The organism is Dactylosporangium sp. NPDC006015, from assembly GCF_040614215.1.
GTDB classification, from domain to species: domain Bacteria; phylum Actinomycetota; class Actinomycetes; order Mycobacteriales; family Micromonosporaceae; genus Dactylosporangium; species Dactylosporangium maewongense.
Genome location: NZ_JBEXUD010000010.1, coordinates 312,752 through 332,938, shown reverse-complemented (window position 1 = coordinate 332,938; position 20,187 = coordinate 312,752). Strand labels below are relative to the sequence as shown.

Here is a 20,187-nt window from a genome sequence, read left to right as displayed (position 1 = left end):
ACGCGGTCAGGGGGCGCAGACCGCGTAGGCGGTCGCGGACCAGACGCCGGCGTAGCCGTCCTCGTCCTCGGTCGCGGTGATGCGGACCCCGCTGACCTTGTCGTCCTCCTTGACCGCGACGATGCGCACCTGACCGCCGCCGCCGGTGATCTCGCCGCCGACGCCGTGGACCCGCCCGGCCCCCTGGCACGACGCGACGACCGTCTTCGTCGCCGCCGAGTCGACGGCGGTCGTGGCGGACCTGCGGGTCTGCCCGGCGTGCGGCGTGCCGCAGATCGCCTGCGCGGTGACCGCCCACGGTCCGGCGAACCCGTCGTCGTCCTCGGACCCGGCGACGGTCACGGAGCCGAGGTCCGGCGCGATGCGCAGCCGCTCCAGCATGACGTTGCCCAGCCCGCCGGAGACGCCGCCGCCGGCGGTGTAGACCTTCATGCCGGGCCGGCAGGTGGCGGTCGCGGACCGCTGCGCCGAGGAGCTCGCCACGACCTCCCAGTCGACCGGCGGCAGGTGGCAGGCCGAGCTGGTGGTGACCTGCCAGCCGCCGCTGAAGCCGGTGTCGTCCTCGGTCGCCACGACCGTCACCTCCCCGAACGGCGACAAGATCAGGTTGGTGCGGCCGACCTGGGCCCCGCCGTCCTTGACCTCGGCGCTCACCGCGAGCGGGTATTCGTCCGGGCTGTCGCAGCCGCCCGGCTGCGCCTTGTTCAGGCAGTTGGTGTCGGACGTGCGGGCGAAGTGCGACGGCGTGTCCGCGTGCGCAGGCCCGGCGACGAGGGTCACCGCCGCCGCGACCGCGACCGTTGTCCAGGCCGCCTTCACTTCGCGCACACCGCCTGCCCCGCCAGGGTCCAGCTGCCGCCGTAGCCGTTGCCGTCCTCGGTCGCGGTGACCAGCATCGCCGGCCCCTGATCGGTGGCCGCCATGATGGTGGTCAGCCGGCCTGCCCACCCCCACCGGTGATCGCCGCGCCCATGCCCTGCAGGTGCTTGCTCTCCGGGCACCGCACGCCGAGCGCCTTCATCGTGCGGAGCTGGCGGTGACGGTCGCGGTGACCAGCTCGAGCCCGCTCAGCGTCGCGGTGCACACCGCTCTGGCGACGACCCGCCAGCCGCCGCCGAAGCCGTCCTCGTCCTCCACCGCCGTGACGCTGACAGCCTTCAGATCCGCGGTGATCCTCAGGTCGTCGAGCCCCACCTGGGCCTTCCCGCCGACGATCACGGCACCGCCGCTCATCACCCGGCTGCTGCCCGGACAGGTCGCCGTCGCCGCCTGTGTACTGCTGGAGCTCAGCGCCGACTGGCCGGTGACGACCTTCCGGTCGACGGGCGCGACCCCACAGATGAACGACGCGTACAGGCGCCACTGCCCGGCAACCCGTCCTGATCCTCGACCGCGGCGGTGTCGACCCCACTCAGGTCGGCCTTGGGCCCGACCGCCGTCAGGAACACGTCGTCCCCACCCCCGGTGATCGCCGCCCCCGCCCCGATGACGTCCGACGACGAACAGTGGTGGTCCCGCGCCTTCACCGCCGCGCTGTCGAGCGCCGTCGCCACAAACCCGGCCCCGGTGAACCCCGCCCTCGCCGGCGCCGGCACACCCACCAGCTGGGCGGGTCCGCGTCGAACATCAGCCGGATCGAGGTCGGCGACCTGGGCATCAAGAACCGCGACCTGGAGCGGCTGCTCGACTTTCCGCGGCAATCTAGGTCCGGAGTCGGCCGCGGAAGCATCCGGACCTACGAGCTGCGGTTCGTGCCGGGGCTGCTGCAGACGCCGGCGTACGCGAAGGAAATGCGCCGGCTGCGTTCCATCACGAGCCGGAGGAGGCCGAGCGGCGGCTGGCGCTGCGGATGCTCCGGCGGCGGATGCTGTTCGCGCGGGGCACGCCGCTGCTGTGGACGGTCATCGACGAGGCCGCGCTACGCGGTGAGGGTGACCGATCCCGGCCGGCACCGGCAGCGGGCAGCGGCCGTCAGCCGGTGACGTCGCACAGTTGGGGCGGGCCGGCGCCCCCGCAGGTCCACGCAAATGTGGGCACGTCCGATGCGCGGTCCGTTCAGGGGCGGGCCGGTTGAGTGGGCTGGGTGGTCGGGTCGGGGCTGGGCAGGAAGTGCTGGGCGGCGGCGATCGCGGGGTACAGGAGGACGGCGAGCAGAAAGGTCAGCGGGGTCCAGCCGGCGAGGGCGTCGATGGTGAAGGTGGCGAGGACCAGGGCCGTGCCGAGGAGGGCGCCGCCGAGGGCGACGGTCGTGCCGCGGCGGCGGGGGCCGGGGCGGGGTGGGCCGGCGTGGCGGTCCAGGGCGGCGGCGAGGGCGGCGGCGCCGAGGAGGGCCGGGGTGGCGAGGAAGAGCGCGGCGAGGGGGCCGAGGAAGAGGTACAGCGCCAGGCCCAGGCCGGTCACGACAAACGTGAGGGCGAGGCCGAGCAGCAGGGCGAGCCACAGGTGCACGGCGCGGCTGCCGGACGGGGGTGGGGCGGGGACGGCGTCGCGGCGCAGCCAGGTCGTGGCGAGGAGGGCGGCGCCCGCCAGGACCAGCGCCGCCGACACGGCGAGGAGGACCGTTGAGGTGAGGGTCGTGGTCGAGGAGAGGTACTCGAAGGTCTGGCCGTCGTCGCGGACGCAGGTGACGCGGGGCGGGAAGGAGCGCTCGACGGCCGTGAACGTGCGGCTCTCGTCGAAGCGGTAGTGGCACGAGCGCGCCGGGTCGAACTTGGACGGGCCGATGGCCCAGAGCGTGAGCGTGGTGCCGAGTCCGAGCAGGGCGCCCGTGCCGGTGAGCGCCCATCCGCCTGCCAGTGCCTTCATGCGGGACATGATGGCAAGGGGGCGCGAGGCGAACTGTATCGATCTTCGCAGGTCGCGACGCGAGTTTCGGCAAACGGCGGTCAGAAGTGCGACACAGGTCAGGGGCGGGACGCGCGGCGCAGCAGCTCGGCCATCGGCAGGGTGGCCGCGCCGAACGCAACGGCGTCGGGGCCGAGCTCGCACAGCTCGATCGACACCTGGCCGAACGGGTGCTCCAGGGCCTGCTCCCCCGCCGCCGCGCGGATCTGCGGCAGGAAGCGGGCGCCGAGGGCGAGGCCGGCCCAGCCGCCGAGGACGACGCGCTCGGGGTTGAACAGGTTGACCAGGTTGCCGATGCCGGCGCCGAGCATGCCGGCGGTCTCGGCGAGGATGCCCTCGGCCTCGGGCGTGCCGGCCGCGATGAGGGCCGCGACGTCGGCGAGCTCGTCGGCGCTGCGGACCAGGCCGGGGTTGACCTGCTGGTACCGGTCGAGGATGCCCTCGGCGCCGACATAGGCCTCCAGGCAGCCGCGGGCGCCGCACCGGCACTGCCGGCCGCGGTAGACGACCGTGGTGTGGCCCCACTCGCCGGCGCTGCTGCTCGCGCCGCGGTAGAGGGTGCCGTTGGTGATGACGGCGGCGCCGACGCCGGAGCCGACGAGGACGATGACGGCGTCGGCGGCGCCGCGGCCCGCGCCGAACCACATCTCGGCCTGGCCGAGGGACTTCGCGCCGTTCTCGAAGAAGAGCGGGGCGGTGACGCCGCCGTCGCGCAGCAGCCCGTCGAGGGACGTGCCGCGCCAGCCGATGGTCGGGGCGTGCACCCGCACGGGGTCGGACTGCTCGACGGTGCCGGGCACGCCGATGCCGACGCCGATGACGTCGGCCGGGTCGGTGTCGCCGAGGACCTCACGGATGCCGGCGAGCAGCTGCCCGGCGACGGCCTCCGGGGCGGGCCGCGACGACGGCAGCGGCTCGTCGACGGCCGCGAGGCGGGTCATGGACAGGTCGAACAGCTCGACCTTGACGCCGGTCTCGCCGACGTCGGCGCCGACGAGCCGGCCGAAGTCGGGGTTGACGCGCAGCAGCACGCGCGGGCGGCCGCCGTCGGACTCGATCTGGCCGGCCTCGACGATGAGGTGCTCCTGGAGCAGCTCGCCGGTGACGCTGCTGGCGGTCGCGGCGCTCAGGCCGGTGATGCGGCTCAGGTCGTGGCGGCTGAGCGGCCCCCGGAAGAACAGCTCCGAGAGCAGCGTTGACCGGTTGCGCCGGCGCATGTCACGGGTCGTGGCCCGCTCGACCTCGATGCGCACCACCGCCGCGTGCCCCTCCCCCGACTGCTGTTTGTCGGTGAATCGTGTCATGTGAGCGCTCCCGCGTCGACACCGTGGGTGCTCATCGTCGCCTGGCGCGTCGTGCTACGGCCGCGACCAGCATCAACGCGACCACCGTGAAGGCGCCCAGCAGCAGCGGGGCGCGGGTGGACCGCTTCGAGTCGGGCGCCGTCCGGGCCTGCGCCTGGGCCTGGGCCTGGGCGGGCGGGGGCGGTGCGGCGCTGCTCGGCGGGGCCAGTTTCAGGCCGCTCGGGTACCGCAGGATCACGGCCGGACCGTCCTGGTCGGAGACGGTCAGCAGGCTCGCGCCGTCGGCGGTGTAGGCGATCGCCTCCCCCTGCGGCTCGTCGGGCAGCGCGGTCACGGTGGCCTTGCCGGAGGCGATCGCCGCGGCGACGTCGCCGCCCTTGACCTCGAACTCGTAGGCGTCGGCGTAGGTGCGCACCACCGCCTTGGTGCCGTCGGCGGACACGGCGGCGCCGGTGACCCAGGCGATGCCGAGGAACCCCAACGGGTTGGACGTGCCGGTGCGCCGCGGCTCGAACGCGCCGACCTTGGTGAGCCTCGCGCCCTCGGTGTTGTCGGTCGGCAGCGGCGTGTCGAGGCGGAACACCTCACCGTTGGGGTCCTTGGTGACGATCACCGGCCGGCCCTGCCCGTCGATGAGCAGCGCCTCGGCGTCGCGGGGCACCCCGTCCGGATACACCAGGCGGTGGATCTTCAGCTGCTTCGAGCCGGCGGCCATGGTCCACAGCGCGATCGTGCTGCGGCGGTTGCCGGAGCCGCCGGTCAAGGGGCTGTTGTCGCCGATGTCGGCGATCCACAGCGTGCCCTTCCGGTCGACGGCGAGGTCCTCAGGGTCCCGGGCGGTCGTGGGGTACTGGACGTCGCCGGTCACCCTGCACGCCTTGTCGAGCATGAAGACGCGGGTCTTGGCGGGGTCGGGGTTGCTGTCGTTCTCCACGAGGTAGCCCGTGGGGGTGACGGCGAGCCCGGACACCTCGGTCACGGCTGGGTCGGTGATCCGGCACATCTCGACGGGTGCCGCCGGCGCCCTCGCCGGCACGGCGGCGTGACCGGCGGAGGGCATCAGCACGATCAGCACAGCAACCACCGCCGCCCACCGCATGGTTCGAGTTTCCCAGAACCTTGACGATCATGTCCGGACATCCGGTTTGGGTGACCCTGCGTCAACCGTTCGGTTACGGAATGCGGCCGACACGTTGGGGGAAATGCTCGGAGGTTACGGCGTCAATATGACACATTTCGGGCATGAACACATGGGGGAACACGTATGGCGGACGGATGAGCGCCATCCGGCCGGCGGTGCTGGCGGCCGCGGCTATCTGCGCGCTCGGCGGCGCCGGCCCCGCGTCCGCCGCCCCGAGCCGGCCCGCACCCGAGCCGGCCGCCGCCACAGCCGAGACAGCCGCACCGGTCATCGTCGCCCGGTACACCTTCGACACCGCGAGCAAGAGAGCCGGTGGCGCCGTCGTCGAGGACGACTCCGGGCACGGGCACACGCTCACCTCGTCGGCCGGGCACGGCGGCAAGGTCCGGCTCGCCGAGCTGCCCGGAAAGATCACCACCGGCCTGGCGGCAGACTTCCCGACCCGGTGCGCCGGCAAGAAGTGCCCGCACGCGGTGCTGCAGACGCCCGACTCGCCGGAGCTGAACCCCGGCACCGGCCCGATCCGCTACGGCGCGACCGTGCGCCTGCCGAAGAAGGAGACCGGCTCCGGGCAGAACATCGTGCAGAAGGGCTACTCTGCCTCCGGCACCCAGTACAAGCTGCAGATCGACGGCGCGGCGGGCCGGCCGAGCTGCGTCTTCGCCGACGCGGCCGGGCCCGCGATCCACGTGGCCCTGTCGGACGTGTCGGTGTCCGACGGCGCCTGGCACCGCCTGGAGTGCCGCCGCGACGGCACCTCCCTCACCCTGCTCGTCGACGACGTGGTCCACGGCACGGCCACTCTGCCGGCGACACTGTCGGTCGTCAACACCGTGCCGCTCAGCATCGGCGGCAAGGGCAACGGCAAGGACAACGACCAGTTCCACGGCATGCTCGACGACGTCTGGATCGCCCGCGGCTGAGCGGTTCCCGGGTCCCTCAGGCCTTCCGGGCCCGAGGGACCACGGTCGCGATCACCGCGGCGGTGGCGAGCATCGCGGTCAGCACGGCGAAGGCGTACGTGTAGCCCGACTCCAGCGGCAGGCCCGCGGGCGTCGTGTGGGCCGTGATCACGGCGCTGGCCACGGCCGCGCCGAGCGAGCCGCCGATGGTGCGGATGTTGGCGTTCATGCCGCTGGCCACGGCCGTCTGCCCGGCGGGGACGGTCGCCACGATGAGGTTGACCATCGCCGTGAACGTCAGCCCGAGCCCCACCCCGAACGCGCCCGTCGCGACGGCGACCTGCCAGTACGCGTCGTGGAACAGCGTCAGCCCCGCGCACGACACCGCCGCGGTCGCGGTGCCGATCAGCAGCTGGACCTTCGTCGGCACGTACGCGGTCAGCGGGCCGCTCGCAGACCCGGCCACGGCCATCGTGACCAGCATCGGCAGCATGGCGAGACCGGCGCCGGTGACCGTGGTGCCGAACCCGTAGCCGGTCGACCGCGGCGTCTGCAGGAACTGGGGCAGGAACGCGTAGGTCGCGAACATCCCGGCGCCGAACAGCAGCGACACCAGGTTCGTCGTCCACACCGCGGGCAGCCGCATCATCTGCATGTCGATCAGCGGCTCCGCCGAGCGCAGCTCCACCAGTACCCATGCGGCGGCGAGGACGAGGGCGAGCAGCAGCAGCCCGACGACCCGCGCGGACGTCCACCCCCACACCGGGGCCTTGCTCAGCGGCAGGATCAGGGCGACCAGCCACGCGGACAGCAGCACCCCGGCCGGCCAGTTGATCCGGCCCCGGCCCTGACCCGGGTCGCCGACCGGCGACTCGCGGACGAACCGCAGCGTCAGCAGCGCGGTGCCCGCCACGACGACGGCGGGGATCCAGAACAGCGCCCGCCAGTCCAGCGCGCCGACGACCGGGCCGGCGAGGACCACGCCGAGGCCACCGCCGACGGCGATCACCGCGGACAGCCCGCCGATCGCGGACGGGACCCGGGCCGGCGGCAGCTCGTCGCGGAGGATGCCGAACGAGATCGGGAACACCGCCCCGCCGAGGCCCTGCACGACCCGCCCGATGATCAGGACGCCGACGTTGGGCGCCGCGGCGGCGATCAGGCACCCGACCGCGATGGCGGCGAGCGCGACGAGGAGGGTGCGGCGTTTGCCGTACATGTCGCCGATGCGCCCCATGATCGGCGTCGCCACGGCGGCGGACAGCAGCCACGCGGTGAGCACCCAGGTGACCGTGCCCTGGCTGGTGTGCAGGTCGTGCTGGATCTTCGGCAGCACCGGCGTGACCAGCGACTGCAACAGGGAGAACGACGCGGCCGCGGTGGCGAGCGCGACGAAGAGGAACCGGCTCGCCCGCGGCTGGACGGTGGCGAGCGACGGCGGGCTGAGGGTGAGTGCGCGTGTCATCGGATCTTTCCCCCGGACGCGGTACAGTAGTGGAGGTACGCCTCCACATTAGCGGAGGGGTGCCTCCGCTTCTACCTGGTTCCACTATTTCGTTGCGTGCTGGAGATCACCCATGTCGGCCGAGTCCCCTGTCGCCGTCCGGCGCCCGCAGCGCGCCGACGCCCGGCGCAACTTCGACGCGCTCCTCGCCGCGGCCCGTGACGCGTTCGCCGAGCACGGCACCGACGCGTCCCTGGAGGACGTCGCCCGGCGCGCCGGCGTCGGGATCGGGACGCTGTACCGCAACTTCCCCACCCGCCAGGACCTCTTCGAGACCGTCTACCTCGGCGAGATCGAGCAGCTGTGCCAGACCGCCGAGGACGTCGCCGGCCTCCCGCCGTGGGACGCCCTGGAGTCCTGGTTGCGCAGGTTCGTGTCGTACGCGGCGACGAAGCGCGCCATCTACGAGGCGCTCAACCGCGACTCGGCGATGTTCCGCAGCTGCCGCGAGGAGATCTACCGCGTCGGCGAGCCCCTGATGACCCACGCCCAGTCCGCCGGCGCCGTCCGGCCCGACGTCACGTTCGACGACACCGTCCGCATGCTCAGCGGCCTCACCTCGGCCGGCTTCCGCGACGACGCCCAGCGCGACCGGGTGCTGCAGATCGCCCTGGACGGCCTGCGCCCCCGCTGACCGGCGCGGAGATGGACTCCGGGGCTCAACCCACGGGTGGAGACGCGGCCGCTAGGGTCGACCCCGTGACCGACATCGAGCCGCGCCTCGCCAGGATCCGGCGGCTGTTCGCCCGCCTGCACGACCTCGGCTGGACCGAGGCCGCACCCGCCCCGCTGGACCCGTCCACAGTGGAGGGTTTCGAGTCCCGGCACGGGATCCGCCTGCCGGAGAACTACCGCCGCTACCTGCTCGAGTTCGGCGACGCCGACACGGGGCTGCTGGCCCTGGCCGCGTACGGCACGCCACTGTCCAAGCAGGACGAGGCCGAGGACTACTTCCGGTGCAACACGGAGCCGTTCCCGCTGGACCGCGCCTGGGCCGGCACGCCGGATCAGCTGGAGGAGTACCAGGAGGAGATGGGCGAGGACGCGGACCATCTGGACCCGGACGACTTCTACGACATCGACGGCGACCCCCGCGACGGGATGCTGCACCTCGGCGGCACCCGCAGCCAGCTGTACGCGTGGCTGGTCCTCAACGGCCCGTTCGCGGGCACGGTCTGGGTCGACAGCACCGGCTATGCGCCGGACGGCTGGCTCGCCCCGGCGGTGGACATGCTGCAGGAGTTCGTCCCCGAGCAATGGTGGGAGCCGCTGCGCGACGAGCCGTGGTTCCCGGCCGCCGAGGAGCCCGTCGGCGGCCCGGACTTCCTCGACCTGACCGGCGACTGCCTGGCCCGCGTCGTGCTGCGCGCCGAGCTGCGCCGGGCGGTGCCCGCCGACCGCGTCCGCGCCGTCGACGAGCAGCTCACCGGCCTCAGGTACGGCTACCAGTACGACTTCCGGAAGCTCATGCGCATCGACGCCTGACATCCGCCGACTGTCCAATGTAGATGTCCGCTAGCCGACAACCACGCGGCCCTCGGAGACGACAGGATTCCGCGTGTGATGACACGAGCGTTGCTCCCGATCGCCGTCGCGGCGATCGCCCTCGCCGGCTGCTCCTCCGAGGACCCGGCCGACACCACCGCGGCACCCGCATCCACCAGCACCGCTCCGGCCGCCGGCACGTCCAGCGCGGCGGCACCGTCCAGCGCGGCACCGGCCGCGTCCAGCGCGGCGGCGACCGGCGGGGGCTGCCCCGTCGACGCGGCCACGCTGCAGAAGGCGTTCCAGGCCAACGCCGAGGTCGCCGGGGCGATCATCCTCGGCAAGGGCTTCAAGGACATCAGCTGCTACCAGGGGTACGCGACGGCCCTGACGCAGCCGGAGGCGATGGACACGGCCGTCGTCGTGTTCAAGTACGACGGCACGAACAAGGTCTGGAAGGCGCTCATCGGCGGCACCGACAACGTCTGCCAGGACACGGTGCCGGCGTCGATCCGCCCGAAGCTCAAGCACTGCACCTGATTCCATTCCGGGACGCGCAGGGCAACGGGCCGGCCGCGCCTCAGCCGGCCCGTTCGCGGGCCGCGTAGACGCCCGGGGTCTGGCCGGTCGCGCGGCGGAACGTGTCGACGAAGCTGCTCGGCGTCGCGAACCCGCACCGGTGCGCGACCGCCGTGACCGGCAGCCCGCCCGCGAGGAGGATCATCGCGCGGTACACGCGGACGTTGGTGCGCCACTGCGGATACGTCATCCCGAACTCGGCGCGGAACAGCCTTGCCAGGGTCCGCTCGCTCGCGCCGGCCTCCCGGGCCAGCGAGGCCAGGGTCCGCGGCTCGTCGAGGCGGTCCGCGGCGGCCGCGCACGCGGCGGCGAGCCTCCCGTCGCGGGCGGTGGGCAGCGCGACCGGCTCCTGCGGCGCGCGGTGCAGCCGGTCCCGGATCACCGCCCTCAGCCGCGTCTCCTCATCGGCCGGCAGGTCCGCGTCGGTACAGGCGACGAGCAGCTCTCGAAGAAGCGGGCCGACCGCGACGACGGTCGGCGCGCCGGCCGGCAGCGGCGGGTCGTCCTCGTCGGCGAACCCGACGGTGTGGAACGCGCTCGCGCCGTGGAACCGGTGCTCGTGCCAGCAGCCGGCGGGAATCCACACGGCCCGGTCCGCCGCCGCGACCCACCCGCCGGCCTCCGTCTGCACGGCGATGACCCCGCGGCTCACGTACACCAGCTGATGCTGGTCGTGGCGGTGCCGGTCGATGTGGAAGCCGGAGCCGTGCTCGGTGGCTTTCGTCGGCGCGACCGGCATGTGGCGGATGTTCGACATCGATCGGCAGAATACCGGAAGCCCGCACCGTACACCCGCTGCGATCTTGAACGGGTGACTGTTGCAACTGCGATCGCCTCCCCGTGGCGGCGCATGCGGGTGTGGGCGGCGGCGCACGCCGTCGACGACTTCTACCAGGGGCTCGTGCCCGCCGCGGTGCCGTACTTCGTCCTCGACCGCCACTACGGCTACGTCGCCGCCGCGGGGCTCGCCATGGCCGCCGCGCTCGGCAGCTCCCTGCCGCAGCTCGTCTTCGGCGTGCTCGCCGACCGGCGCCGCCTGCCGTGGATGTCGCCGGTGGGGGTGGCCCTGGCCGGCACCGGCGCGGGCCTCGCCGGGGTGGCGCCGTCGTACCCCATGGTCTGGACCCTCCTGCTGCTGTCCGGCCTCGGCGTGGCGATGTTCCACCCGGCGGCGGGGCGCGACGCGCGGCTCGCCGCGGGGTCGAGCGCGACCGCGATGAGCTACTTCGCCGCGGGCGGCAGCGTCGGCTTCTTCGTCGCCCCCGCCCTGGCGACCCCGGCGCTGGACGCGTGGGGCGTCGGCGCCACCGCCCTGTTCATCCCGCCGGCCGTGCTCATGGGCTTCGTCCTGCTCCGCCACCAGCGCCGCACCACGGGCGCCGTCGCCGCGCGGGCCACCGCCGAGGGGCGGGACCGGCCCGCGCAGTTCGCCGTCCTCGCGTCGGTGGAGATCGTCCGCTCGGCCGTGTCGTTCGGCGTCAACACGTTCGTCGCCCTCTACTGGATCGACACCCTCGGCGCCTCCCCCACCCTCGGCGGCGCCGCCCTCGCCCTGCAGCTCGGCGGCGGCGTCCTGGGCACCCTCGCCGGCGGCCGGATCGCCGACCGGATCGGCCTCGTGCGCACCGTTCGCCTGGGGAACCTGCTGCTCGGCCCGGCGATCGCGGTCATGCTCCTGTGCCCGTCGCCCTACCTGGCGCTGCCGCTGGTGCTGCTGGTCGGCCTGGTCACGAACATCCCGTTCGCCGTGCTGGTCAAGCTGGGCCAGGACTACCTGCCGACCCGCCCCGGCACCGCGGCCGGCGTCACCCTGGGCCTGGCCGTCAGCGCCGGCGGCCTGGCGATGCCGCTGCTCGGCCTCATCGCCGACCACCACGGTCCCCGCGGCGCCTTCATCGCCCTCGCCGTCGTGCCCGTGCTGGCGGCCGCCCTGTCCGCCGCCCTGCGCGAACCCGTTCCCGCGCCGGAACCGCACCCGGCGGCGGTCTTGCAGGAGCCGCGCGTCTGACGGCCCGTCAGGCGACGCCGCCGATGACGGTGCGACCCTCGTCGGCGGCGGCGCGGTAGAACGCGGCGATCGCGTGGGAGACGAGCGTGACCGCCTGGCCCGGCCTCCACCAGCCTTCCTCCGCCAGCCCGTCGGCGATCGCCGCGGCCTCCGGTGCCGTCACCACGAACCCGTTGCCGTTGCCGAAGTCGAAGCCGACCACGGCACCGGTGCCGTCGAGCCGGGAGAATGGCGGTGGTCCGCGGCATCGAGGTGCCGTAGGTCAGTGGCCGCTCAGGGAGGCGGGCAGGCCCGCGGCGCACAGGGCGAGGACGTCGGTGGTGGAGCGCAGGGCGGCCAGGACGCCCGGGTCGGGGGTCGCGAACACGGGCTCGTAGTCGCACTCCCCCGCCGCCGGGTCGACGGTGAAGGCCAGCCGCGGGCCGGCGAGCGAGAACTGCGCGTCGACGCCCGGCTTGTTGCCGCGCGGGTCCTGCCGGTGCCACCGGCCGTCGAGGTGCACGGCGACGAGGCCGTGCAGCACGAAGCCGCCGTCGCCGGTCGCGAGGCGCTGGTAGCAGAGGCCGGCCGGCACGCCCTCGGCCCGCAGCAGGGCGGCGAGCAGGTGCGACTTGGCGTAGCACAGCCCGACGCGCTGCTCGAGCACCTCCGCCGCGGTGACCGTCACCCGCGGATCCCCGGCGTCGACCGGGTGCCGCACCTCGTCCCGTACGAACTCGAACGCCACCCGCGCGAAGCCGGTCTCGTCACGCCCACCCCGCAGCGCCGCCGCGGCCGCACGGACGGCCGGGTGGTCCGCCTGCACGACCTCGTCGCCGGCGAGTTACGGGTCGAGGCTCATGAGCGGTGGCGGGTGGTGGAGTACAGGTGGCTGTCGGGGAACTCCTCGGCGGTGAGGACGCGGCCGACGACGATGACGGCGGTGCGCAGGATGCCCGCCTCCTGGACCTTCTGGGCGATGTCGGCGAGGGTACCGCGGAGGATGACCTCGTCGGGGCGGCTGGCGCGGGCGACGACGGCGGCGGGGCAGTCCTCGCCGTACCAGGGGACCAGCTCCTCGACGAGGACGGCGATGCGCTGCACGGCCAGGTGGAGCACGATCGTGGCGCGGCTGGCGGCCAGTGTGGACAGTTCCTCGCCCGGGGGCATCGGGGTGGCGCGGGCGGCGGTGCGGGTGAGGATGAGGGTCTGCGCGACGCCCGGCACGGTCAGCTCGCGGCCCAGGGAGGCGGCCGCGGCGGCGAACGCCGGGACGCCCGGCACGATCTCGTAGGGCACGCCCGCGGCATCGAGGCGGCGCAGCTGCTCGGCCATCGCACTGAAGACCGACGGGTCGCCGGAGTGCAGCCGGGCGACGTCGAGGCCGGCGGCGTGCGCGGTGGTCAGCTCGGCGAGAATCTGGTCGAGGTCGAGGTTCGCGGTGTCGACGAGCCGGGCGCCGGGCGGGCACACGTCGAGGAGCTCGACCGGCACGAGGCTGCCCGCGTACAGGCAGACCGGGGTCCGGGCGAGGACGTCGCGGCCGCGGACCGTGATGAGGTCCGCGGCGCCCGGTCCGGCACCGATGAAGTACACCGTCATTTCCACACCACCCATTGCGTCACCGGCATCATCGGCCGCCAGGCGAGGAACCCGCCGACGGGTGCGGCACGCTGGACCGCGATCCGGGTCAGGGAGCCGCCGTGCGTCTCGTGGAGCTCGGCGACGAGCCGCTCCGAGGCGACGGTGACCGCGTTGACGACGAGCCGGCCGCCGGGGCGCAGCGCCGACCAGCAGCGCTCGAACACCCCTGCCGCGGTGAAGCCGCCGCCGATGAAGACGGCGTCCGGTGCCGCTTCGGACGGGGCGAGGCCGTCGAGCGCGCCGGGCGCGGCACCGACCACTGTGGACAGGTGCGGGACGCCGAGGGTACGGGCGTTGGCGGTGACCCGCTCGGCCCGGACGGGGTCGCGTTCGACGGCGACGGCGCGGCACGAGCGGTGCGCGCGCAGCCACTCGATCGCGATGCTGCCCGAGCCGGCGCCGACGTCCCACAGCAGCTCGCCGGGGCGGGGGCCGAGGGCGGCGAGGGTGACGGCGCGGATCTCGCGCTTGGTGAGCTGGCCGTCGCTGCTGTACGTGTCGTCCGCGAGTCCCGGCGTCAGGGCGGCACCGCTGCCGCGGCAGTCGACGGCGACGACGTTCAGCGGGCCGGCGGCCGTGACGTCGTGGTGGATCCGCTCGTCCGGGCCGCCGAGCGACTCCAGGACGGTGACGGTGCTGTCGCCGAACCCGGTCTCGGCGAGGATCGCGGCCACCGACGGCGGGGTGGCGGTGCCGGAGCTGAGGACGAGCACCCGGCGTCCATTGTGGAGGACGCGGCGCAGCGCGTTGACGGACCGGCCGACGGCGCTGACGACCTCGACGTCGTCCTGGGCCCAGCCGAGCCGCGCGCACGCGAGGGACACCGACGACGGGTGCGGCACCACGTGCACGTGCGCCGCGCCGAGCAGCCTGACGAGGGTGCTGCCGATGCCGTAGTACGTGGGGTCGCCGCTGGCGAGGACCACGACCCGGTCGGCGTGGTGCTCGGCGAGCAGCCGCGGCAGGGCGGGCACGAGCGGCGACGGCCACTCGACCCGCTTCGCGGTGACGGCGGCGAGGTCGAGCTGCCGGCCGCTGCCGAACACGACGGTGGCCTCGGCGATCGCGGCACGCCCGGCCGGCGACACGGACTCCAGGCCGTCGGCGCCGATCCCGACGACGGTCACCTCGGGCGCGACCGCCGCGACGGCGAGGGTCGCGACCGCGGACGACCGCCTGGCGACGACGAGCACCGCCGGTCCATCGAGCGAGGTCGTAGTGACCAACGTCTGTGCGTGGGGTGGCACGTCAGGCCGGCCGGGGACCGTCGCGGCGGACCCAGCCAAGGCCGGTGCGGCGGACCCAGCCGACGGCGGCGCGGCGGACCCAGCCGACGGCGGCGCGGCGGACCCAGCCGACGGCGGCGCGGTGGACCGGCCGGGGAGGGGCTTGGATGCGGCGGCGCGGGCGGTGAGCAGTGCGGCGGCCTCGGCGACGCTCGGGGTGCCGGTGTGGGCGGCGACCCGCGGCGACGGGTTCGGCACCTCGACGGCGGCGAGCGCGGACGCCGGGTGGGTGACGACCTCCCAGCCGTGCCGGGACGCCAGCTCCTCCGCCAGGCCCGCCCGGGTGTCCACGGTGGACAGGGCGAGCACCACGTCGCCGGTGAAGGCGGGCAGGAGGGCCTCGACGTCGGCGGCGGTGGCGGTGGAGCGGGCGCCGAACCCGAGCACTACGCGCATGCCGAGACCAGCCTGTGCGCGAGGTGCGGGGCGCCGGCCCAGTGCAGGTGCAGGTACGACCCGTGCACCGACCCAGCCGCGAACCCCTCCCGGACCGTCCCGCGCTCGCCGTGCCAGGCCCACGCGGGCGTGGCGCCGGAGGACGGGGTGACGGCGGTGCGGTGGAACTCGTGGCCGCTGACCCGGGTGCCGGCGGCGGCGAGGACGCTGTCCGCGACGGCGACGGCGTCGCGGTAGCCGAGGGTCAGCTTCGGGGTCATGGCGGCGTCGACGGGCAGCACCCCGCACATCGGCCGGCCGTCCAGGGTCCGCGCCAGCCACAGCAGCCCGGCGCACTCGGCCGCGATCGGGGCGCCGCGGGCGGCCAGCGCGGCGACCGCCTCGCGGAGCGGCGTGTTGTCGGACAGCTGCTGGGCGTACACCTCGGGGAAACCGCCACCGACGACGAGCCCGCGCGTGCCGGGCGGCAGCGCCTCGTCCCGCAACGGGTCCACGATGGACACCTCGGCGCCGGCGGCGGTGAGCAGCTCGACCGTCTCGGCGTAGCTGAAGGAGAACGCGGGCCCGCCGGCGACCGCGACCACGGGCCGCCCGGCGACGGGCTCACCCACCGACGGCGTCCACGGCGCAGCGGCGAACGAGGGCGCCGAGCGGGCGACGGCGAGGACCGCGTCCAGGTCCACGCCGGAGGCGACCACGGCGGCGAGGGCCCGCACGGACTCGAGGGCCTCGGCGTGGCGTTCGACGACGGGGACGAGGCCGAGGTGCCGGGACGGGGCGGCGACCGCGTCGTGGCGGCGCAGCACCCCGAGGACGGGCGTGCCGACCTCGGCGCACGCGTCGCGGAGGATCTGCTCGTGCCGGTCGGAGCCGACCCGGTTGAGCACCACCCCGGCGATGCGCACGCCGGACCCGAACGACCGGAACCCGTGCACGACCGCGGCGATCGACCGGGCCTGCGCGGTCGCGTCGACCACGAGGACGACGGGCGCGTCGAGCAGCTTCGCGACGTGCGCGGTGGAGCCGAGCTCGCCCGCGCCGGTGCGCCCGTCGAACAGGCCCATGACCCCCTCGACGACCGCGACGTCGGCGCCGGATGAGCCGTGCGCGAACAGCGGGCCGATCCGTTCCTCGCCGACGAGGACCGGGTCGAGGTTGCGGCCGGGGCGGCCGGCGGCGAGCGCGTGGTAGCCGGGGTCGATGTAGTCCGGGCCGACCTTGAACGGCGCCACGCGCAGGCCACGGGCCGCGAACGCGGCGAGGAGCCCGGTCGCCACGGTCGTCTTGCCGTGGCCGGAGGCCGGCGCCGCGACGACGATGCGTGCTACCACTCGATGCCCTGCTGGCCTTTACGCCCCGCGTCCATGGGGTGCTTGACCTTCGTCATGTCGGTGACGAGGTCGGCGATCGCGACGAGGTCGGGGTGCGCGTCGCGGCCGGTGATGACGACGTGCTGGTTGCCGGGCCGGTCCCGCAGGGTGGCGACGACGTCGGCGACGTCGACCCAGCCCCACTTCATCGGGTACGTGAACTCGTCGAGCACGTAGAACCGGTGCGCCTCCGCGGCCAGGTCGCGCTTGATCTGCTCCCAGCCCTCGGCGGCCTCGGCGGCGTGGTCGCGTTCGGTGCCGGGACGCTGGATCCAGGACCAGCCCTCGCCCATCTTCTGCCACACGACGGGGCCGCCTTTGCCGGTCTCACCGAGGGCCTTGAGGGCGGTCTCCTCGCCGACGCGCCACTTGGGGCTCTTCACGAACTGGTAGACGGCGATCGGCCAGCCGGCGCTCCAGGCGCGCAGCGCCATCCCGAACGCGGCCGTCGACTTGCCCTTGCCCTGTCCGGTGTGGACGGCCAGGATGTGCTGCCGGCGGCGCTGGCGGGTGGTGAGCCCGTCGTCCGGCACGCTCTCGACCTTGCCCTGCGGCATGTTCAGCTCCCCGTGTGGATCGCGGCGGTGGACAGTGCCGACAGCGGCAGGCAGTCGGCGGACAGGGCCCGGGCGAGGCGGCCGGCGAGGCCGAGCCGCACGGGGCCGGACTCGCAGTCGACGACGACCGCGGGGATGCCGGCGAGCGCGGGCGCGACGGTCATCGGGTCGGGCCCGCTGGTCGCGCGGCCGTCGGTGACGACGACGAGCAGCGGGCGGCGGTGGGCGTCGCGGCGCTTCTCGCCGTGCAGCGTGCGGGCGGCCTGGCGCAGTCCCGCGGCGAGGGGGGTCCGGCCGCCGGTGCGCAGCTCGGCGAGGCGCAGCACGCCGACCTCGTGGCTGGCGGTCGGCTCGAGGACCGTGGTGGCCTCCGCGCCGCGGAAGGTGATCATGCCGACCTTGTCCCGGCGCTGGTACGCGTCGCGCAGCAGCGACAGCACGGCCGTCTTCACGACGGTCATCCGCTGCCGGGCCGCCATCGACCCGGACGCGTCGACGACGAACAGCACGAGGTTGGCCTCCCGGCCCACCTTGACCGCCTCGCGCAGGTCGCGGGCGTGGACGCGGCGGGACCCGCGCAGCGCGGCGGCGCGCACGGTGTCGGGCAGGTGCAGGCTGACGAGCTTGCCGCTGGGCTGCCGGGACCGCACGACGCGGCCGTGCCGGCCGTGCGCGGGTGAGCGCCGCCCGGCGTGGGAGCCCTGCTGCCGGTTGGCCCTCCCACCGATCTTCAAGAGCCGCGTCTTGTACGGGGCCTGCGCGAACGCGAGGTCCCCGGCCGGGCCCGTGGCGGGACCGGTGTCCCCATCGACGTCCGACGTATTGACCATCGTTTGTTCGAGGGTCGGGCGGCCACCCGGATCGTCGACCGGACCCGACGAGCCGGAAATGTCGGACGAGCCGGTAGAAGCGCTCGGCGGAGGCGGGCCACCGCCGTCAGGGCCGCCGTCGCCAGGGCCGCCGTCGTCAGGGCCGACAGGGCCGCCGCCATCGGGGCCGTCGGTGTCAGGGCCGTCGGTGTCGGAGCCGCCGTCGTCGGAAGCGTCGTCGGGGCCGTTGAGCTCCTGGTCGAGGATCTCCTCCAGGCGCTCCTGGTCCGCGCCCGGCGGGTCCAGAGGGTCGCGGCGGCGCCGGTGCGGCAGCGCGAGCCGGGCCGCGTCCCGCAGGTCGTCCTTCGTCACGACGGTCCGGCCGTGCCAGGCGGCGACGGCGACCGCCGTGCGGGCCACGACGATGTCGGCGCGCAGGCCGTCCACCCGGTACGCGATGCAGATCCGCGCGATCCGGTCCAGCTGCGCGTCCGGCAGCGTGACCCGGGGCAGGATCTGCCTGGCGGCGTCGATCCTGCCCGCCAGGGCCGCGTCCTGCTCGACGTAGCGGGCGGCGAACCCAGCCGGGTCGTTCTCGTACTGCAGCCGCCGCCGCACCACCTCGGCCCGCGGCTCGACCGTGGCGGGCGCGGCCACGCCGACGACCAGGCCGAACCGGTCGACGAGCTGCGGCCGCGGCTCGCCCTCCTCCGGGTTCATGGTGCCGACGAGCAGGAAGCGGGCGGCGTGCTTGACGGAGACCCCGTCGCGCTCGACGTGGGCGCGGCCCATCGCGGCGGCGTCGAGGAGCAGGTCGACGAGGTGGTCGGGCAGCAGGTTGACCTCGTCGACGTAGAGGACGCCCCGGTGCGCGGCGGCGAGCAGGCCGGGCTCATAGGCCTTCACGCCCTCGCCGAGGGCCCGCTGCAGGTCGAGGGTGCCGACGACCCGGTCCTCGGTGGCGCCGACGGGCAGCTCGACCAGCGCGGAGCGGCGCCGGGCGGCGGGCGTGCCGGCGGTGTGCGGGCCGTCGGGGCACGAAGGGTCGGCAGACAGAGGGTCGCAGGCGAAGCGGCAGCCGGCGACGACGTCGACCTCCGGCAGGAGCGCGGCGAGGCCACGCACGACGGTCGACTTGGCGGTGCCCTTCTCACCCCGGACGAGGACCCCACCGATCGCCGGTGACACGGCGGTGAGCAGCAGGGCCAGGCGCAGGTCGGGCAGGCCGACCACGGCCGAGAACGGATACGGCGACGTCACGGGCACATTCCCTTCGGCGGGTCCGCGCCCGCTGGGTCATCACGCACGAGCGGCTGGAGTCTCTGACTCCCGGGTCGCGCCCGCCCCACGAAGGGTGACCGCCCCGGTCACAGTGGCGGGACCGTCCCAGATTCGCACTGGGTTCCTCCCTATGACCGCTCGGGGTTCATCGTGTCCCACGGCTCCCAGTGACGTCAACGTGACCCAAATCCTTCGGGCCGGGCACGACCGGCCGAACAGATGACATGTGGAGGAGCGTCGCGCACGCCGTCCTGTGCGTCGTGTTGACCATGGGTCTGCTCGTCGCGTCGGTACGGCCGCGCCTGCCGCCCCTGGCGCCGGAGACGAGCGTGGCGCCGCCGGGCACCCGGGCCATGTGGCTGTGGGAGCGGGAGCGGCCGGAGGCCGTCGTCGACTGGGCGAAGGCACGCTCGGTGACGACGATCTTCGCGTACTACGACCCGCGCGCCGACGTGACGGAGCTGACCCGGTTGCGTGCGCTGTGTGACGACGCCGGGATCGCCCTCGACGCGCTCGGCGGCGAACCGGCCTGGACGACCGACCACGCGACCGCGCTCGCCTGGGCGCGGGCCGCCGCGGCGTCCGGCCTGTTCCGGGGGCTGCACGTCGACGTCGAGCCCTACCTGCTGCCGGCCTGGGAGGAGCGGCAGGCGGCGCTCGTACCGCAGCTGCTGCGGCTGCTGGACGAGCTGGTGCTGATCGGCCCGCCGGTCGAGCTCGACGTGCCCTTCTGGCTGCCGACGGTCCAGGTCGGCGGGGAGAACCTGGCCGACGCCGTGCTCGCCCGGGTCGACGGCGTCACGGTGATGAGCTACCGCAACACCGCGACCGGCGGCAACTCGATGCTCGGCGTCGCCGACGACCTGCTGCGGCGGGCCGGGAAGGCGGCGAAACCGGCCCGGCTGGGCGCGGAGACGCAGGCGCTCGGTGACTGCGCGTACTGCACGTTCCACGGCGGCACGGACAGCGCCATGCGGGCCACGCTCAGCGACGTCGACCGGGCCGCGCAGCGCTATGCCGCGTTCGAGGGAATCGCGGTGCACCAGTACGACACCTGGATAGCGCTCACCGGCTAGCTCAACCGGCCGCCGGCCCGGC

At 74.5% G+C, this 20,187-nt stretch carries 20 protein-coding genes, 2 pseudogenes and 1 riboswitch; of the genes and pseudogenes, 8 read left to right on the top strand and 14 right to left on the bottom strand.

Annotation, left to right across the window (positions count from 1 at the left end):
- Positions 1-6: 6 nt before the first annotated feature.
- Together ABZ321_RS20830 and ABZ321_RS20825 are read right to left on the bottom strand one after the other, a co-directional pair.
- On the bottom strand, positions 7-828 hold the full coding sequence (locus tag ABZ321_RS20830; RefSeq protein WP_354893456.1) for a hypothetical protein: 822 nt from the start codon (positions 826-828) through the stop codon (positions 7-9).
- Positions 829-1,017: 189 nt separating this feature from the next.
- Positions 1,018-1,233 carry a hypothetical protein gene (locus ABZ321_RS20825; RefSeq protein WP_354893453.1) on the bottom strand — a complete coding sequence of 72 codons (216 nt, stop codon included), beginning with the start codon at positions 1,231-1,233 and terminating at the stop codon, positions 1,018-1,020.
- Between the two features lie 272 nt (positions 1,234-1,505).
- Here ABZ321_RS20825 and ABZ321_RS20820 point away from each other — a divergent pair.
- Positions 1,506-1,790 (top strand): annotated as a pseudogene (locus ABZ321_RS20820) (Scr1 family TA system antitoxin-like transcriptional regulator); the annotation flags it as partial.
- 29 nt (positions 1,791-1,819) lie between these two features.
- Positions 1,820-2,074: pseudogene (locus ABZ321_RS20815) on the top strand (Scr1 family TA system antitoxin-like transcriptional regulator); the annotation flags it as partial.
- On the opposite strand, the gene ABZ321_RS20810 reads toward ABZ321_RS20815, so the two are convergent.
- From ABZ321_RS20810 to ABZ321_RS20800, 3 genes are all read right to left on the bottom strand, one after another.
- Positions 2,056-2,805: a hypothetical protein gene (locus ABZ321_RS20810; RefSeq protein ID WP_354893450.1), complete on the bottom strand. Its 750-nt coding sequence runs from the start codon at positions 2,803-2,805 to the stop codon at positions 2,056-2,058. The pseudogene ABZ321_RS20815 and the gene ABZ321_RS20810 sit on opposite strands and share 19 nt — an antisense overlap.
- Before the next feature lie 98 nt (positions 2,806-2,903).
- Positions 2,904-4,148: an ROK family protein gene (locus tag ABZ321_RS20805; protein ID WP_354893447.1), complete on the bottom strand. Its 1,245-nt coding sequence runs from the start codon at positions 4,146-4,148 to the stop codon at positions 2,904-2,906.
- 31 nt (positions 4,149-4,179) lie between these two features.
- Positions 4,180-5,223: a hypothetical protein gene (locus ABZ321_RS20800; RefSeq protein WP_354893444.1), complete on the bottom strand. Its 1,044-nt coding sequence runs from the start codon at positions 5,221-5,223 to the stop codon at positions 4,180-4,182.
- 167 nt (positions 5,224-5,390) lie between these two features.
- Between ABZ321_RS20800 and ABZ321_RS20795 the strand changes: the two genes are divergently transcribed.
- Entirely contained in the window at positions 5,391-6,212 is an 822-nt protein-coding gene (locus ABZ321_RS20795; RefSeq protein WP_354893441.1) for a LamG-like jellyroll fold domain-containing protein, read from the top strand.
- 16 nt (positions 6,213-6,228) lie between these two features.
- Here ABZ321_RS20795 and ABZ321_RS20790 read toward each other — a convergent pair whose 3' ends face one another.
- Entirely contained in the window at positions 6,229-7,656 is a 1,428-nt protein-coding gene (locus ABZ321_RS20790; protein ID WP_354893438.1) for an MFS transporter, read from the bottom strand.
- Positions 7,657-7,768: 112 nt separating this feature from the next.
- Between ABZ321_RS20790 and ABZ321_RS20785 the strand changes: the two genes are divergently transcribed.
- From ABZ321_RS20785 to ABZ321_RS20775, 3 genes are all read left to right on the top strand, one after another.
- The gene (locus ABZ321_RS20785) at positions 7,769-8,329 is read left to right on the top strand and encodes a helix-turn-helix domain-containing protein (RefSeq protein WP_344502491.1); all 561 of its coding nucleotides are present in this window, start codon (positions 7,769-7,771) and stop codon (positions 8,327-8,329) included.
- 65 nt (positions 8,330-8,394) lie between these two features.
- Positions 8,395-9,180, top strand: a complete 786-nt coding sequence (locus ABZ321_RS20780) for an SMI1/KNR4 family protein (protein ID WP_354893433.1) — start codon at positions 8,395-8,397, stop codon at positions 9,178-9,180.
- Between the two features lie 78 nt (positions 9,181-9,258).
- Positions 9,259-9,720 carry a hypothetical protein gene (locus ABZ321_RS20775; RefSeq protein WP_354893431.1) on the top strand — a complete coding sequence of 154 codons (462 nt, stop codon included), beginning with the start codon at positions 9,259-9,261 and terminating at the stop codon, positions 9,718-9,720.
- Between the two features lie 40 nt (positions 9,721-9,760).
- On the opposite strand, the gene ABZ321_RS20770 is transcribed toward ABZ321_RS20775, so the two are convergent.
- Positions 9,761-10,516, bottom strand: a complete 756-nt coding sequence (locus tag ABZ321_RS20770) for a helix-turn-helix transcriptional regulator (RefSeq protein ID WP_354893428.1) — start codon at positions 10,514-10,516, stop codon at positions 9,761-9,763.
- 54 nt (positions 10,517-10,570) lie between these two features.
- Between ABZ321_RS20770 and ABZ321_RS20765 the strand changes: the two genes are divergently transcribed.
- Positions 10,571-11,767, top strand: coding sequence for an MFS transporter (locus tag ABZ321_RS20765; protein ID WP_354893425.1), 1,197 nt, complete (start codon positions 10,571-10,573; stop codon positions 11,765-11,767).
- Between the two features lie 7 nt (positions 11,768-11,774).
- Here the strand turns inward: ABZ321_RS20765 and ABZ321_RS20760 are convergent, their stop codons facing one another.
- From ABZ321_RS20760 to ABZ321_RS20730, 7 genes are read right to left on the bottom strand one after another with little or no spacing between them, the layout of a single operon-like run.
- Positions 11,775-11,969 (bottom strand): hypothetical protein, encoded by a 195-nt coding sequence (locus tag ABZ321_RS20760; RefSeq protein WP_344502497.1) that lies wholly within the window; start codon positions 11,967-11,969, stop codon positions 11,775-11,777.
- 60 nt (positions 11,970-12,029) lie between these two features.
- A complete protein-coding gene (locus ABZ321_RS20755) occupies positions 12,030-12,572 on the bottom strand; it encodes a transglutaminase family protein (RefSeq protein WP_354893422.1) in 543 nt (180 codons plus the stop codon).
- A gap of 32 nt (positions 12,573-12,604) precedes the next feature.
- Positions 12,605-13,348 carry a precorrin-4 C(11)-methyltransferase gene (cobM, locus tag ABZ321_RS20750; RefSeq protein WP_354893419.1) on the bottom strand — a complete coding sequence of 248 codons (744 nt, stop codon included), beginning with the start codon at positions 13,346-13,348 and terminating at the stop codon, positions 12,605-12,607.
- Positions 13,345-15,072, bottom strand: coding sequence for a precorrin-6y C5,15-methyltransferase (decarboxylating) subunit CbiE (gene cbiE / locus ABZ321_RS20745; RefSeq protein ID WP_354893416.1), 1,728 nt, complete (start codon positions 15,070-15,072; stop codon positions 13,345-13,347). The genes cobM and cbiE overlap by 4 nt, the downstream gene beginning before the upstream one ends.
- Positions 15,063-16,403: a cobyrinate a,c-diamide synthase gene (locus ABZ321_RS20740; protein ID WP_354893413.1), complete on the bottom strand. Its 1,341-nt coding sequence runs from the start codon at positions 16,401-16,403 to the stop codon at positions 15,063-15,065. Before ABZ321_RS20740 ends, cbiE begins: the two co-directional genes overlap by 10 nt.
- Positions 16,397-16,999, bottom strand: coding sequence for a cob(I)yrinic acid a,c-diamide adenosyltransferase (gene cobO, locus ABZ321_RS20735; protein ID WP_344502501.1), 603 nt, complete (start codon positions 16,997-16,999; stop codon positions 16,397-16,399). The genes ABZ321_RS20740 and cobO overlap by 7 nt, the downstream gene beginning before the upstream one ends.
- Before the next feature lie 2 nt (positions 17,000-17,001).
- Positions 17,002-19,068 (bottom strand): VWA domain-containing protein, encoded by a 2,067-nt coding sequence (locus ABZ321_RS20730; protein WP_354893410.1) that lies wholly within the window; start codon positions 19,066-19,068, stop codon positions 17,002-17,004.
- 33 nt (positions 19,069-19,101) lie between these two features.
- Positions 19,102-19,243: riboswitch (cobalamin riboswitch) on the bottom strand.
- Between the two features lie 70 nt (positions 19,244-19,313).
- Between ABZ321_RS20730 and ABZ321_RS20725 the strand changes: the two genes are divergently transcribed.
- Positions 19,314-20,165 (top strand): hypothetical protein, encoded by an 852-nt coding sequence (locus ABZ321_RS20725; RefSeq protein WP_344502503.1) that lies wholly within the window; start codon positions 19,314-19,316, stop codon positions 20,163-20,165.
- Positions 20,166-20,187 lie beyond the last annotated feature (22 nt).